This window comes from Acidiphilium rubrum, from assembly GCF_900156265.1.
GTDB lineage: Bacteria > Pseudomonadota > Alphaproteobacteria > Acetobacterales > Acetobacteraceae > Acidiphilium > Acidiphilium rubrum.
In genome coordinates, this window is the sequence record NZ_FTNE01000008.1 from 41,349 (window position 1) to 56,499 (window position 15,151).

A 15,151-nucleotide genomic window follows, 5' to 3' on the forward strand; every position below is an offset into this window, starting at 1 on the left:
GCGCGCCGGTCACTTCACCCAGATTTTCGAGAACAACATGTGGAACTGATCGCTGAACACGAAATCGCCAACCCGCTTGGAGACGAAATCGAGCTGCTTGGGCGTGAACATGGTCGCCCACGGCGCCGCATCGGTCGCCTCACGATCGACCGCCGCCCACTCCTGGTTGGCCTTGGCCGGATCACTGATCTCGGTCTTCAACACCGCATCGACGTGTTGATCGAATGTCTTGCTGCAATAGCCGGAAATATTGATCGAACTGTCTGACCCAGGATGAATTGCACCGCAGGTGAGCAGCACATTGAGGAAATCCGAAGCCGCCGGATAATCCTGATACCATTGGCTGACGCTGATCTGCACCTTGTTCTTGGTATTCTGAATATAGTTGAACTGAATATTCGCCGACAGAACATGGGTGGTGGCAACGAAGCCGAGCTTGTTGAGCAGGCTCGCCATATAGGTGCCGAGTGCGGGATCGACGCCCTGGTCATCGGTGATCACGGTCACTTTCTGGCCGATCTCGCCGGATTTTTTCATCAACGCCTGCGCCTTCGCCATATTCGGCGCCGACCAGGTGGTGCCCGGGTGCAGCGTGTACGGGCAATAGGGTTTGTAGCCGGGAAAGTCGGGCGGCAAGATCTGGCAAGCCGGGGTTGCAAGGTTGCGGCCGCCGAAAATATTCACCAGCGCCTGGCGATCGAGCGCGTAATTCACCGCGAGCCGCGCGTCCTTGTTGTTGAACGGCGGAATATTTACGTTCATCGGCGCGTAGTAATCGGCCAGCAGCGGGTCGATATGCACCTGATTGGGAAACCGCGTGCTGACCTCGCCCAGCCGGTCGGCGGGCAGCGGGTCGAACTCCCAATCATACTGCCCGTTCTCGATCGCGGTGACCGCGTTCTCATCGGTAACGCCGAAATCGAAATCGATTTCATCGACATAGCCGTTCGGCTGCGCCTCGGCGCTCCATTGCTTGAAATACGGATTGCGCTTGAGAATCAGCGCTTTCTGCGGATTATAGCTGGTGATCATATAAGGCCCGGTGCCTGGAACCGGCACGGTGCCCATGTCCTTGGCCGGCGTGTCGGCCGGCAGAATAACCGCGAACGGCACCGCCAGCTGATCGAGAAACTCAGGATCGGGCGAGACCAGATGAAACGTGATGGTGTTGCTCGCCGCATCGGCGATCACGCCCTTCGGCAGCGTGCAGGCGGCGGGCTTGGCCATGCAGGCATCACCGCCGACGATGAATTTATACCACGACCCCGCGTTGGGGTTGTTCACCTTGAAAATGCGTTCGAAACTCGCCACCACATCAGCCACCGTCACCGGCTTGCCGTTCGAGAATTTGATGCCTTTCCGCAATGTGAACACATAGGTCAGGCCATTGTCGGTCGGCGCCGGCACCGCAGTCGCCAGATCAGGCACGATCTCGTTGCTGGCCTTGCCGGAGGTTTTCCGAAACGTCACCAGACCGTCGTAGACGTTGATGAACGTCTGCCAATACTGGTTGGTGTAATTCACCTGCGGATCGATCGTACCGGCGGCCGAAGCCGCGACCAGTTTGAGCGTACCGCCCTTGTGCTGCGCGAAGGATGCATCCGGCGTCGCGGCACGCGCGAAACCGGGGAGCAGCCCTGCGGCCAGAATACCGGGCAGCAGCCAGGTCTTGATGCGATCGGTCATGGCGTCTCCTGTCAAGATGATGCGAACGGATAACGATCCAGAAATGCCGCGACGAGGGCAAGGCACTCTGCCTTCTCCTCGACATGCGGCATATGGCTGGATCTGCCGAATATATGCCAGCGCACATCGGCAATGCCGGCCAGAAACGGCTGCACGCAGGCGATGGTCGCCTCGTCATATTTGCCCGATATCAGCAGCGTGGGTGCCGTGATCGCGTGCACCCGGTCCACCACGGTCCAATGCTTCAACGTGCCGATCACATGGAACTCGCTGGGGCCGTTCATGGTGTGATACACGGTGGGGTCTTGTGCCAGCATGGTGAAGGTGCGGGTCACCTCATCGGGCATCGGCTCGATCCGGCACAGATGCTTCGCATAGAACACCGCAACCGCCGCCTCATACGCGGGGCTCGCGGTCGTGCCATCGGCCTCGTGCCGGGTCAGCGTCGCCTGCACATCGTCTGGCAGAGCGGCACGCAACCGGTTCGCCTCGGCGACCCAGGTCTTCATCGAGGCCGGGCTGTCGGCGATCACCAGCGCACGCAGGCCCGGCGGCTGCGTGATCGCGAATTCCGCGCCCAGCATCCCACCCCAGGACTGGCCGAACAGATGATACCCGCTCTGCCTGATGCCCAGATGATCGAGTAGATTGTTCAACTCATCGATGAACAGCTGAACTGTCCAGAACTGTGGACCCATCTCCGGCAAATGGGTCGAACGGCCGCCGCCGAGCTGGTCGTAATGCACCACCGCGCGGCCGGTGGCCGCCAGCTCTTTCAGACTATCGACATAGTCATGCGTGCAGCCCGGGCCGCCATGCAACACGATCAGCGGCGGCTTGCCGCCATCCAGCGCGCCGGTCAGCCGATACCAGGTCCGCCATGCACCGAACGGGGCGAACCCTTCGCGCGATTGTGTGATCGTTTCATCCATCGGGCGATCATGCACAACGCGAGGCCACCGCGCCATCCACAAAACGCGGAAAAACGACCGAATTCTGACTCGGACTGCCTATGTGTGAAGCAGTCCGCCGCAAGCATGAGGCAGAACGCCTAGAAACCCGACAAATTCAGGCGTTGGGTGTGATATGCCGAAACATCATTTTCCGCGCCGTCTCGTCCATCTCGGTCTTGAACGCATGCCGATCCTTGATCGCGACCGCGCGCACAGCGGCCGGGCGCGCGCTGATCTCGTCGAGCAGGCGCTTGACGTTGGCGAACCGCGCCCAGATCGCATCATCCCCGGTCACGAACGGCACCATCCGCGCCCAGCCCCAAAGCGCCATATCCACAATCGTATACGTCTCGCCCAGCATATAAGGCCGGTCCGCCAGATGCGTATCGACAATGCCCCAATGGCGGTCCGCCTCGAACGCGTAACGGCCAACTGCGTATTCTTTTGGCTCCGGCGCAAAATGCCGGAAGTGCACCGCCTGCCCCGAATACGGGCCAATCCCGGTGGCGACAAACATCAACCACGACAACAATGCACCCCGGGCCTGCGGTGTCGCTTCCGGCAGAAACCGGCCGGTCTTCTCGGCGAGGTAGAGCAGGATCGCGTTGCTATCGAACACGACGGCATCGCCATCGACAATGCAGGGCACTTTATTGTTCGGGTTGAGCGCAGCGAAGGCGGTGTCGAACTGCTCGCCCTTGCGGGTATCGACCGGTATCGCCTCATAGGGCAGCCCGGCTTCCTCGAGGAACAAGGCGACCTTCATGGGATTGGGCGCAAGGCTGTAGTAGAATTTTATCATTGGACGCTCTTTCGTGGTTGGATGACCGTGGCGGATGCCAGGGTTTGCATCGATCAGGGCAACGCGGTCGCGGGCGCAGGGGAAAATCGTGTTAAGCCAATATGATACGTGCCATCGGGAGTGCCCGCCACACCGCCCAAGCCGTAACAATGTGCCGACAGCATAGTCCTGATCGCAAGGCGTTATGATAAATAGCTGATAACGCGTTGGTATCCCGTACCGGATTCGAACCGGTGTTACCGCCGTGAGAGGGCAGCGTCCTAGGCCTCTAGACGAACGGGACCGCGTGGCTCTCGGTAGCGGAGTGGGATTATCGGGTCAAGCCGGGCTGGCATCCTGCAGGATCAGGCTGGTGGTGGTTTTGCCGTTCCAGCGTTCGGCGCGGATATGGCCCGCCAGATGCAGCGGTGTGCCGGAGCGGTCGAGCAGCGCCGTGGTCAGGGCATCGTCCTTGGCGCGGAACAGCATGGTCTTCAGCCGCCCGCCCGCCTCACCGTCGACATAGGCGCGAATGGTCGTTTCGGTGCGACCGATCCGGTCGGCGCGGACCACGCGCGCGCGCGCGATCACAAAAATCGGCTCGGCATTACCGGCGCCGAACGGGCCGAGCCGCGCGATCTCGGCGGCGATCGCCTCGGTCGCACCGGCCGCGGCAATCGCGCCGTCGAGGCAGAGTTCCGCCGCCTCGGGCAGCATCGCCGCGGCGGCGAGCCGCTCGTTCAGGAACGCGTGCAGGGCATCAAGTTTATCAGCTTCGAGCGTGAAGCCAGCCGCCATCGCATGGCCGCCGCCGCGCGTCAGCAGGCCGGATTCCCGAGCGGCGATAATGGCGCTGCCCAGATCGATGCCCGTGATCGAACGGCCCGAACCGGTCGCCCGCCCCTGGCTGATCCCCGCGACCAGCGCCGGCCGGTTGAACGCCTCCTTGATCCGCCCGGCCACGATGCCGACCACGCCGGGGTGCCAGTCATCCCCGCTGATCAGCGCCACCGCGGCTCCGGCGGCGAACTGCGCCTCGGCCAGGCGCAGCGCGGTATCGAGCAGATCCGCCTCGACCGCCTGACGCTGGCGGTTGATGTCATCGAGCCGCCGGGCAATCTCCGTCGCCTGCGCCGGATCGGCGGCGAGCAGCGCGCGCAGGCCCAGATCGGCCTGATCTATCCGTCCGGCCGCGTTGATGCGCGGGCCGAGCGCAAAGCCACACGTCATCGCACCGGGCGCCTCGGTCACGCCGGCAACATCGAGCAGGGCGGCAATGCCGGGCCGGGCGCGCCGCGCCATGATTTTCAGCCCCTGGCTGACCAGCGCGCGGTTCACACCGGTTAGCGGCATCACGTCGCACACGGTTGCCAGCGCGACCAGATCGAGCATCGCGATCAGATCGATCTCGCGGCGCGCGGTGAAAAAACCGCGCTTGCGCAGCGTGCGCTGCATCGCGATCAAGGTGAGAAACACGATGGTCGCCGCGCAGACATTGTTCAGACCGGACCGATCATCGAGCCGATTCGGATTGACCGTCGCGACAACGGCGGGCGGCGGACCTTCGAGCTTGTGGTGATCCAGCACGATCGCATCGGCCACGCCGTGCAGCGCCGCGAGCGCCTGATGCGCGGCGGCACCGCAGTCGACGCACACGATCAGCCGCGCCCCCTGCCCCGCCAGCGCCAGCAGCGCGGGCGCGTTCGGGCCGTAGCCCTCGCGGATCCGGTCCGGCACGTAATTGATCGTGGCGAGCCCGAGTGCCCCCAACCCGAGCGCCATCAGGGCACCGCTGCACGCGCCATCGACGTCGTAATCGCCGAAAATCGCTACCGTCTCGCCGTCCTGCACCGCATCGGCCAGGCGCGCCGCCGCCGTGTCCATATCGGTCAGCACCGAGGGATCGGGCAGATAGGCGCGCAAGGTCGGGTCCAGAAAATCGGCCGCCTGCTCCGCCGCAACACCCCGCGCCGCCAGCAACCGACCCAGCAGTTCGGGGGCAGACAGGCGTTGCGCGATCGCCTGGGCGATCCGCTCCTCCGCCGGCCGCCAGACCCAGCGCCGCCCCGTCAGGCTGTGTGTGACGCCAAGCGCCGGTTCGGGCTCGATCAGGAGGCGCGTCCCGCCTTGGGTTCGATCGCCGGTTTGCTTTCGACCCACGTCTTGGTCTCGAAATTATGCCGCGCCTCGATCGTACGCACGGTGCCGGATTTCGAGCGCATCACGGTGGAGTGGGTAATGGCACCCGTGCCGAACCGGCGCACGCCGCGCAGCATCGGGCCGGAGGTCACGCCGGTTGCCGCAAACATCACATTGCCGCGCGCCATCTCCTCCAGGCTGTAAATCCGGTGCGGATCGCTGATCCCCATGCCGCGGGCGCGCTCGATCTGCGCGTCGTCCTCATAGAGCAACCGCCCCTGCATCTGCCCGCCGATGCAGCGCAGCGCCGCCGCTGCCAGCACGCCTTCCGGCGCGCCGCCGGAGCCGATGAACAGGTCGATACCGGCCTCCGGCTGCGAGACCGCAATCAGGCCCGACACGTCACCATCCCCGATCAGGCTGATCCGCGCGCCGGCCTCCCGGCAATGCGCGATCATTTCGGCGTGCCGCTCACGATCGAGCGTGCAGACCATCAGATCGGAGATGTCGCATTGTTTCGCCATCGCGAGATTGCGCAAATTCTCGCGCACCGAGGCGTTGAGCGTCACCACGCCGGCCGGCAGCCCGGGCCCCACGGCAATCTTGTCCATGTAAATGTCCGGGGCATGCAGAAAATTGCCGCGCTCGGCGAGCGCGATCACGGCGATTGCGTTCGGCGCGCCCTTCGCGGTCACGTATGTGCCTTCGAGTGGATCGACCGCGATGTCCATTTCCGGTCCGCCGGCGCCGACCCGCTCACCGATATAGAGCATCGGCGCCTCATCCATCTCGCCTTCGCCGATCACCACGAGCCCGTTGATCGCCACCGCGTTGAACGCCTGACGCATCGCGCCCACCGCCGCGCCATCCGCGCTGTTCTTGTCACCCCGCCCGATCCAGATCGAGGCGGCGAGTGCTGCAGCTTCGGTCACGCGGACCAGTTCGAGGGCGAGGTTCCGGTCAGACTGGCTGGGCGATTTGTCGGTTGTCATTGCGCTTCTTTCCTGGTGCTGTCTTGGAATTCAGGCGGTTTCGATGCGGATCAGCGCGGGCGGTACCTGCACCGATTCAAGGGCAGCCAGCCGCGTGATCGCCGCCGCCATCGCGGCTTCCTGGGTCACGTGCGTTACCAATACCACCGCCACAGCATCGCCGGGGCTGCGGCCATGCTGCAACATCGATTCCAGCGAAATCCCATGATCGCGCAGCACCGCCGTCACATCGGCGATCACGCCCGGTTGATCGACCACCATCAGGCGCAGAAAATACGCCCCACGATGCGCCGCCATCGGCACCGCCGCGCGCCGTGCCAACGCCTGCGGTGCAACGCCCAGCATCGGGGCGGCACGACCGCGCGCCAGATCGATCAGATCGGCCACCACGGCCGAAGCGGTCGGTCCCGCGCCCGCGCCACGCCCCTGCAGCACGATCTGCCCGACCGGATCGCCCTCGATCACCACGGCATTGTTCACACCATCGACCCGGGCAAGCGGTGCGGCCAGCGGCACCATGGCCGGATGCACGCGGGTCTCGATACCGGCATCGGTCGCGCGCGCGATGCCGAGCAGTTTGATGCGGTAGCCAAGCTCCTCGGCGAAGGCGATATCCAGCGCGCTGACGCCCCTGATCCCCTCGACATGCACGGCACCGAAATCGACCTCCCGGCCGAACGCGATCGCCGCCAGAATCGCGAGTTTATGCGCGGTATCGATGCCATCGATATCGAACGACGGATCGGCCTCGGCATAGCCCTGGGCCTGCGCATCGGCCAGCACGGTCGCGAAATCGAGTTTTTCAGCGCGCATGCGGCTCAGGATGTAGTTGCAGGTGCCGTTGAAAATACCAGCAAAACCGGCAATCCGATCACCCGCCAGCCCTTCGCGCAGCGCCTTGATCACCGGAATGCCGCCGGCGACCGCAGCCTCGAACCGGATGCTGGCACCCTCGATCGCGCCGAGCGCGCTGCCGCGCATCGCGATCAGCGCCTTGTTCGCGGTCACGACCGGCTTGCCGGCCGCCAAGGCCGCCATCACCAGATCATGCGCCGGCCCGTCCGCCCCGCCGATCAGTTCGACCACCACATCGACCTTGGTATCCGCCGCGAGGGCGACCGGATCATCGTACCAGCGCAGCCCCTCGAGCGAAACACCGCGATTGCGCGCCCGATCGCGCGCGGAGACCGCCACTACAGTAACCTTCCGTCCCGCCCGCGCCTCGATCAGCGCTGCGTGATCGGCCAGCAACCGCACCACACCGGCGCCGACCGTGCCGAGCCCGGCGATGCCGACCGCCAGGGCGCCCGTCATACCGCCTCGGTCTCCGCCACCGCGGGCGCATTGCCCGGCGCCATGAAGCCACGGATATTCCGCACCGCCTGACGCAGCCTATGCGTGTTCTCGACCAGCGCGATCCGCACATGGGTATCGCCATACTCGCCGAACCCGATACCGGGCGCCACCGCAACCTTCGCCCGCTCGAGCAGCAGCTTGGCAAAATCCACCGAACCGAGATGCGCATACCGCGCGGGGATCGGCGCCCAGGCAAACATCGACCCCGCCGGGCTCGGCACGTCCCACCCGGCCTGAGCCAGGCCCTTGATCAGCACGTCGCGCCGCTCCTTATAAAGGGCGCGCATCTGATCAACGCAATCCTGCGGTCCGTTCAGCGCCGCCGTCGCCGCCACCTGAATCGGTGTGAAGGCGCCGTAATCGAGGTAGGATTTCATTCGCGCCAGCGCCGAAATCAACCGCGGATTCCCCGCCGCAAATCCCATTCGCCAGCCCGGCATCGAATAGGTTTTCGACATCGAGGTGAACTCGACGGTGAACTCCTTGGCGCCGTTGACCTGCAGCACCGAGGGCGGCGGCTCACCCTCGAAATAGATTTCCGCATAGGCCAGATCGGACAAAATAAAAATCTCATGCTTGCGGGCGAAGGCGACGATGTCCTTGTAAAAATCCAGCGTCGCCAAATAAGCGGTTGGATTTGAAGGAAAATTCACAATCAGCGCCGTCGGCCGCGGCACCGAATGCTTCACCGCGCGCTCCAGCGCATGCAGCATCGTCTCGTCCGGCGTCGCCGGCACCGAGCGCACCGAGGCACCCGCGATGATGAAGCCGAACTGATGGATCGGATAGGACGGGTTCGGTACCAGGATGGTATCACCCGGCGAGGTGATCGCATTGGCCAGATTGGCCAGCCCCTCTTTCGAGCCGAGCGTCGCGATGACTTCGGTATCCGGGTTGAGCTTCACGCCGAACCGGCGATCGTAATAGGCGGCGAGCGCGCGGCGCAGGCCGGGAATGCCCTTGCTGGTCGAATAGCGATGGCTGCGCGGGTCAGCGACGGTCTCGATCAGCTTGGCCACGATATGCGGCGGCGTGGCGCTGTCGGGGTTGCCCATGCCGAGGTCGATGATGTCTTCCCGCGCGTTGCGCGCCGCCGCCTTGGCCTGATTGACCTCGGCGAACACGTAGGGTGGCAGGCGGCGGATACGATGGAATTCCTCGGTCATGGTCGGTCCTGGCGAAGGTGAAGCAAGATTATTGTTGCGACAGTTTATTACGTCGCTCCGGCGTATAGCAGTTGCGCCGCACCACCGCGACCCGCCGTGAGCGCTTCGATGCGAATGACAGATACCGGCACTCCGGCTGCGCTGAGCGCATTGGCGATTGCGGTTGCCCGCAGCAACGCCAGCTTCAACCCGGCCGGCGTGCGGTCCGACGCAAATCCCATTGCAACCACCGCCACACCTCCAGCACCGGGCGTCGCCGCGCGCCGCGCGATCAGAGCTTGCAGTGCCACGCGATCGCGGTGCGACAAGATCGCCCGATCCGGCTGAAATCCGACCAGAACGGCCGGCGGCGTCAAAATGGCCTGTGGTGCCGCTTTTGCCGGAACAACCGGTGTCGCGCCCGGCACCGGCATGGCATTCTGATGATGATTGGCTGCCAGTAACTGTTGGCGAACCGCCCGCTGCACCATCGGCGACAATACCGGAGGCTTGGGCGGCACCGATGCCAGGTTGGGAAAGCTATCATGCAGCCCCGGCGCCGGCGGCGGATTATGCCCGATCACGCCGCCCTCGTAGCGATGATACGCGGTCAACGGATCATACGTCGCACAACCGGCCAGCGTCACCACCGCAAGCAGCGCCATCGCACCACCCAGGCCGCGCCGCCACGCGTGTTCCATGCGGCATTGCACCATTTCGGGCTTCCGTGAAACTTGGGTATAGACCATTCCGGCTCCTCGCTCAGCAGACCTTTCTCTAGCGCCTCGATCACGGAGCCGAAAGGAGTCCCCATGACCGACCCGCAAAATCCCGAACCCGGCAAGCTGCCAATGCCCGACCCCGCGGTCTATTCCCGCACCATGGCGGACATCGGTGCCCGATCCCAACGCATCGTCAGCGAATGGCTGCAGCGCCAGTCCGACCGCGGCATGACGGTCGACCCGTTGAACATCGGCGGTGCCTTCATGGAAATGACCGCGCGCATGATCGCCAATCCCACCAAGCTGATCGAAGCGCAGATGGGCTTCTGGCAGGACTACATGACGCTGTGGCAGCATTCGACGCGCCGCCTGATGGGCATGCAGACCGCACCGGTCATCGCGGTCGACCCCAAGGACAAACGCTTCGCGGATGCGGGCTGGAACGAGAGCGAGATATTCGACTTCATCCGCCAGAGTTACCTGCTCTCGGCGCGCTTCGTCCAGGACGTGGTCAAGCGGGTCGATGGACTCGATCCCAAGACCGCCCAGAAGGTCGATTTCTATTCCCGCCAGTTCATGGACGCGATGAGCCCGTCGAACTTCGCGCTGACCAACCCGCAGGTCTTGCGCAAAACCATCGAATCGGGCGGTGAAAACCTGATGCGCGGCCTGCAGAACCTGCTGCGCGACCTCGAAGCCGGCCACGGCAAGTTGCACATCCGCATGACCGATGCCGATCAGTTCAGCGTCGGTGGCAACATCGCGGTCAGTCCCGGCAAGGTTATTTTCCGCAACGATCTGATGGAGCTGATCCAGTACGCGCCGACCACCGAAACCGTCATCAAGACCCCGCTGGTGATCTTTCCGCCCTGGATCAACAAATTCTACATCCTGGACCTCAAGCCGAAAAACAGCTTCATCCGCTGGGCGGTGGAACAGGGCCACACCGTGTTCGTGGCAAGCTGGGTCAACCCCGATGAACACCTCGCCGCCAAGGATTTCGCCGATTATATGAACGAGGGCGTCTTCGCCGCGCTCGGCGCGATCGAGGCGGCAACCGGCGAACGCAATGTCAACGCGGTCGGCTATTGTCTCGGCGGCACGCTATTGGCCGCAACCCTCGCGGTCATGGCGGCGCGTAACGACAAACGGATCAAATCCGCCACGTTCCTCGTAACACTGACCGACTTCACCGATGTCGGCGAGCTTGGCGTGTTCATCGACGAGGAACAACTCGGCGCACTCGAAGACAAAATGAACAAGCGCGGCTATCTCGAAGGGGCCGAAATGGCGACCACCTTCAACATGCTGCGCTCGAACGATCTGATCTGGAGCTTCGTCGTCAACAACTACTTGCTGGGCAATGATTCGTTCCCGTTCGACCTGCTCTACTGGAATTCCGATTCCACCCGCATGCCGGCCGCGATGCACTCATTTTATCTGCGCAACATGTACCAGAACAATCGCCTGATCGAACCCGGCGGCCTGACGCTCGATAACACCAGCGTCGATCTACGGCGCATCACCATCCCGGTCTATTTCCTGTCCTGCCGTGAGGATCACATCGCACCCTGGGCCAGCACCTACCAGGCCACCCAGGTGATGGCCGGCCCCAAGCGCTTCGTGCTGGCCGCTTCGGGTCATATCGCGGGGGTCGTCAACCCGCCCGGCAGCGGCAAATACAATCATTTCGTCAACGACGCCCTGCCCGCAGCCGCGGCGGAGTGGATGGACGGTGCCACCGAGGTTGCCGGGTCCTGGTGGCCCGATTGGCAGCGCTGGCTCGCCCCGCGTGAAAAAACCCGGGTTGCCGCTCGCATCCCCGGCAGCGGCAAGCTGCACGCCCTCGCCGATGCGCCCGGCGAATACGTCAAGGTCCGCGCTGCTTGAAGCCCGGGCGGCCGCCCGCCGGCATCGCCATGGTGCTGCCGGCGAGCGAGGGTTTCGCGCCGGGCCGTGCCGGCGCCATCGCCCTGGTCGTCCAGCGCCTGGCCCATGCCGCCGGCGCGTGCGTCATCGGCCGAGCCGAACCCGCTGTCTTTCCCGGCATCGACTATCGACCAGCGCACGGTCGGCCGCCACTGATCTATGGCATGAACGTCCTACGCCACCTGCTCGCCCTCCAGCCCGCCAGCATCGAAATCCACCAGCAGCCCCGCCTCGCCGTAACGATCGCGCGCCTGATGCCCCGCTCGCGCGTGATGCTGTTCATCCATAACGACCCACTGACCATGCGCGGGCTGAAGCGCGCCGCACAGCGCGCCCACATCATGACGCGTCTGCACCGGGTCATCTGCGTCTCGACCTATCTTGCCGAGCGCTTCGGCACGTCGTTGCCGCCCGCCACGCGCGTCAGCCCCACGCACCGCCCGATCGCGCTGCCCAACCCGCTGACCCTTGCCGAACTACCGCCGCCGACAACCTCGCGCAGCCGCACCATCCTGTTCGCCGGCCGCATCGTCGAGCCCAAGGGCATCGCCGATTTCATCACCGCCTGCGCCAGTGCCCTGCCCCATCTGCCAGGCTGGCAAGCGACCATCATCGGCGGCGACCGGTTCGGCCCGAACAGCGCCGAAACCCCGTATGTCGCCGCCATGCGCGCGGCCGCCAAAGCCGCTGGCATCGGCTTCGCCGGCTATCGTCCCCACGCCGACGTGCTCGCCGCCATGGCCACGGCCGCCATCGTCGTCGTGCCGTCGCGCTGGCCGGAACCGTTCGGCCTGACCGCCCTCGAAGCGCTGGCCAGCGGTGCGGCGCTGATCGCAACGAACACCGGCGGCCTGCCGGAGGTTACCGGCGATGCCGCCATCCTGATCGACCCGGGCGACGCCGCTGCCCTCGCCGCGGCCATCACAGCCCTCGCCACCGATGATCATGCCCGCGAAATGCGCGCCGCCGCCGGCATCGCCCGCGCCCGCGCCTTCGACACGCCGGTCATCGCCGCCCGCCTGCAGACATTGCGTGGCGAAAAAACGGCGCTATGACCGCGGCATGACCGCCAAGCGCATCGCCCGCCTCGCCGCCCTGCTGCTGCCGTTCTGCCTGCTCTATGCGCGCGCCGGCGCCGAACTCACGATCGGGCTGATCGACCTCGCCTTCCTCACCCACAGCCTCCGCAGCCGCGATTTCGCCTGGGCACGCCGGCCCTGGTTCGTCATCGCCCTGCTCTGGTGGGCCGCCGAAATCCTCGCCTCCACCCCCATCGCCGCACTCGGCCTCGGGCCCGCCGGCTGGAAATCGCTGTCCCAGGCGATCGTGCTGATCCGCCTGCTGCTCCTGCCCGCCGGCCTCGCCTGGGCGCTCGATACCCCGGCGGCCCGCACCCGCTTCTGGCTCGCAATCGCCATCGCGGAGGGCTGGATCCTGCTGCAATGCTGGCAACAGGCGATCATCGGCGTCAACATCTTCGGCGACCATCGTTGGCCGGATGGTGCCCTGACCGGCCCGTTCTGGGCGCCGCGAGCCGGCCCGCCCTATACCCATCTGCTGTTCCTGGTCGCGCTGCCGATCATCGCGGCACTCATCGCCCGGCGCGGCATCGCCCCGAAATGCGCCGCCGCCGGGATCGGCATCATCGGCTTTGCCACCGCCCTCATCATCGGTCAGCGCATGCCCTTTCTGCTCGCCGGCCTCGGCCTCGCGGTCACAGCGCTCGCCTTCCGCCCGGTGCGCCTGCCGGCCATCGCACTCGGCATTCTCGTCCTGCTCGCCATCCCGGCGCTGAAACTCGTCTCCCCGCCCAGTTTCGACAAGCTGGTGCTCGAAACCACGCATCAGGTGCAGCATTTCGCCCTCAGCCCCTACGGCGAGCTCTACACCCGCGCCACCGTCATGATCGAACGATCCCCCTGGCACGGCTACGGGTTCAACGGCTTCCTGTATTTCTGCCCGCAATCCAGGTTCGATGCCGGTCTACCCGCGCTCGGCATCGGCCCGACCGACCTCGCCCGCGGTGCCTGCAACATCCACCCGCATAATTTCTACCTCCAGGCCGCCATCGAAGCCGGCATCGGCGGGCTGCTGCTGTTCGCCGCCCTCAACCTCGCCTGGCTGATCGAACTCGGCCGCGGCATCCTGCGCCAACCCATGAAACTCGGCGCCTTCATCGGCGTGCTCACCTACGCCTGGCCGCTGGCCTCCACCGATAATTTCGCAGTCCTGCCGATGGCTGGATGGCTGTTCGTCATGCTCGGTCTCGGCCTCGCGCTGCCGCAATCTGGCCCCGCCGAGCCGGAGCGCCTATATACCGGCCAATCACGTCAACCCGCCATGACAGGATCATACCATGACTGACCTCGTCCCGGTCACCGTCCTCACCGGCTTTCTCGGCGCCGGCAAGACCACCTTGCTCAACCGCATCCTCACCGAAAACCACGGCAAGCGCTACGCCGTCGTGATCAACGAGTTCGGTGAACGCGGCGTTGACAACGACCTCGTGGTCGATACCGACGAGGAAGTGTTCGAAATGAACAATGGCTGCATCTGCTGCACCGTGCGCGGCGACCTCATCCGCATCATCGGCGGGCTGATGAAGCGGCGCGGTCGGTTCGACGGCATCATCGTCGAGACCACCGGCCTCGCCAACCCCGCCCCAGTCGCCCAGACCTTCTTCGTCGATGAAGACGTCAAGGCCAAAACCCGGCTCGATGCCATCGTCACCGTGGTCGACGCCAAAAACCTGCCCGCCCGGCTCGCCGACAGCCCCGAAGCGACCGAACAGATCGCCTTCGCCGACGTCATCGTGCTCAACAAGCTCGACCTCGTGACACCGGACGAACTCGCCGCCGTCGAAGCCCGCATCCGCACCATCAACCGCTATGCCGAGATCCACCACGCCACCAAATCGGATGTTCCGGCCGACAAACTGCTCGGCATCAACGCCTTCAGCCTCGACCGCGTGCTGGAATCCGTCCCCGATTTCCTCGAGGACGATGCCCACACCCATGACGAACACATGACCAGCATCAGCCTCGCCACCAAAACCCCGCTCGATGCCGAAAAATTCAACGCCTGGATCGGCGGCGTCCTCGCCACCCAGGGCCAGGACATCCTGCGCACCAAGGGCATTCTCGATTTCGCCGGCGAAGACCGCCGCTTCGCCTTCCAGGCCGTGCACATGATGGCCGATGGCGATTACATCCGCCCCTGGAAACAAGGCGAGGACCGTGAAAGCCGCATCGTCTTCATCGGCCGCGACCTCAATCGGCCGCAGTTGCGGCGCGGATTTGAGAGCTGCGTCGCGGCATGAGCGAGGTCAGGAAAGGGAAGACTTCTTTTTTTGAAAAAAAAGAAGCAAAAAAACTTCCGTCCTTAGGACTGTGCCAGTGAAACCGCCCGTGACCAAAACGAATAAAAGTTTTTTGCTTCTTTTTTACAA

12 protein-coding genes and 1 tRNA gene are annotated in these 15,151 nt (G+C 64.6%); 4 read left to right on the forward strand and 9 right to left on the reverse strand.

Features of this window, described 5'->3' with window-relative positions; translation table 11 throughout:
* Positions 1–9: 9 nt before the first annotated feature.
* The 9 genes from BW994_RS07785 to BW994_RS07825 form a co-directional block, all read right to left on the reverse strand.
* The gene (locus BW994_RS07785) at positions 10–1,686 is read right to left on the reverse strand and encodes an ABC transporter substrate-binding protein (RefSeq protein ID WP_029310680.1); all 1,677 of its coding nucleotides are present in this window, start codon (positions 1,684–1,686) and stop codon (positions 10–12) included.
* Positions 1,687–1,697: 11 nt separating this feature from the next.
* Positions 1,698–2,618: a proline iminopeptidase-family hydrolase gene (locus BW994_RS07790; RefSeq protein ID WP_029310679.1), complete on the reverse strand. Its 921-nt coding sequence runs from the start codon at positions 2,616–2,618 to the stop codon at positions 1,698–1,700.
* A gap of 136 nt (positions 2,619–2,754) precedes the next feature.
* Positions 2,755–3,441 carry a glutathione S-transferase family protein gene (locus tag BW994_RS07795; protein ID WP_029310678.1) on the reverse strand — a complete coding sequence of 229 codons (687 nt, stop codon included), beginning with the start codon at positions 3,439–3,441 and terminating at the stop codon, positions 2,755–2,757.
* Positions 3,442–3,648: 207 nt separating this feature from the next.
* A tRNA-Glu gene (locus BW994_RS07800) sits at positions 3,649–3,724 on the reverse strand.
* A 35-nt stretch (positions 3,725–3,759) separates the two neighbouring features.
* A complete protein-coding gene (recJ, locus tag BW994_RS07805; RefSeq protein WP_029310677.1) occupies positions 3,760–5,532 on the reverse strand; it encodes a single-stranded-DNA-specific exonuclease RecJ in 1,773 nt (590 codons plus the stop codon).
* Positions 5,529–6,551: a class II fructose-bisphosphatase gene (gene glpX, locus BW994_RS07810; RefSeq protein ID WP_035227935.1), complete on the reverse strand. Its 1,023-nt coding sequence runs from the start codon at positions 6,549–6,551 to the stop codon at positions 5,529–5,531. The genes recJ and glpX overlap by 4 nt, the downstream gene beginning before the upstream one ends.
* Positions 6,552–6,581: 30 nt before the next feature.
* Positions 6,582–7,865, reverse strand: coding sequence for a homoserine dehydrogenase (locus tag BW994_RS07815; RefSeq protein ID WP_029310675.1), 1,284 nt, complete (start codon positions 7,863–7,865; stop codon positions 6,582–6,584).
* The gene (locus BW994_RS07820) at positions 7,862–9,073 is read right to left on the reverse strand and encodes an LL-diaminopimelate aminotransferase (protein WP_029310674.1); all 1,212 of its coding nucleotides are present in this window, start codon (positions 9,071–9,073) and stop codon (positions 7,862–7,864) included. The genes BW994_RS07815 and BW994_RS07820 overlap by 4 nt, the downstream gene beginning before the upstream one ends.
* Before the next feature lie 47 nt (positions 9,074–9,120).
* On the reverse strand, positions 9,121–9,801 hold the full coding sequence (locus BW994_RS07825; RefSeq protein WP_076454438.1) for an OmpA family protein: 681 nt from the start codon (positions 9,799–9,801) through the stop codon (positions 9,121–9,123).
* A gap of 63 nt (positions 9,802–9,864) precedes the next feature.
* Here BW994_RS07825 and BW994_RS07830 point away from each other — a divergent pair, with 63 nt between their 5' ends.
* The 4 genes from BW994_RS07830 to BW994_RS07845 are packed head-to-tail and all read left to right on the forward strand — an operon-like array spanning position 9,865 to position 15,022.
* Positions 9,865–11,664, forward strand: coding sequence for a PHA/PHB synthase family protein (locus BW994_RS07830; protein ID WP_029310672.1), 1,800 nt, complete (start codon positions 9,865–9,867; stop codon positions 11,662–11,664).
* On the forward strand, positions 11,661–12,758 hold the full coding sequence (locus BW994_RS07835; protein ID WP_245594045.1) for a glycosyltransferase family 4 protein: 1,098 nt from the start codon (positions 11,661–11,663) through the stop codon (positions 12,756–12,758). The genes BW994_RS07830 and BW994_RS07835 overlap by 4 nt, the downstream gene beginning before the upstream one ends.
* Positions 12,759–12,765: 7 nt before the next feature.
* Entirely contained in the window at positions 12,766–14,067 is a 1,302-nt protein-coding gene (locus BW994_RS07840) for an O-antigen ligase family protein (RefSeq protein WP_029310670.1), read from the forward strand.
* Positions 14,060–15,022: a CobW family GTP-binding protein gene (locus BW994_RS07845; protein ID WP_029310669.1), complete on the forward strand. Its 963-nt coding sequence runs from the start codon at positions 14,060–14,062 to the stop codon at positions 15,020–15,022. Before BW994_RS07840 ends, BW994_RS07845 begins: the two co-directional genes overlap by 8 nt.
* Positions 15,023–15,151: the final 129 nt, after the last annotated feature.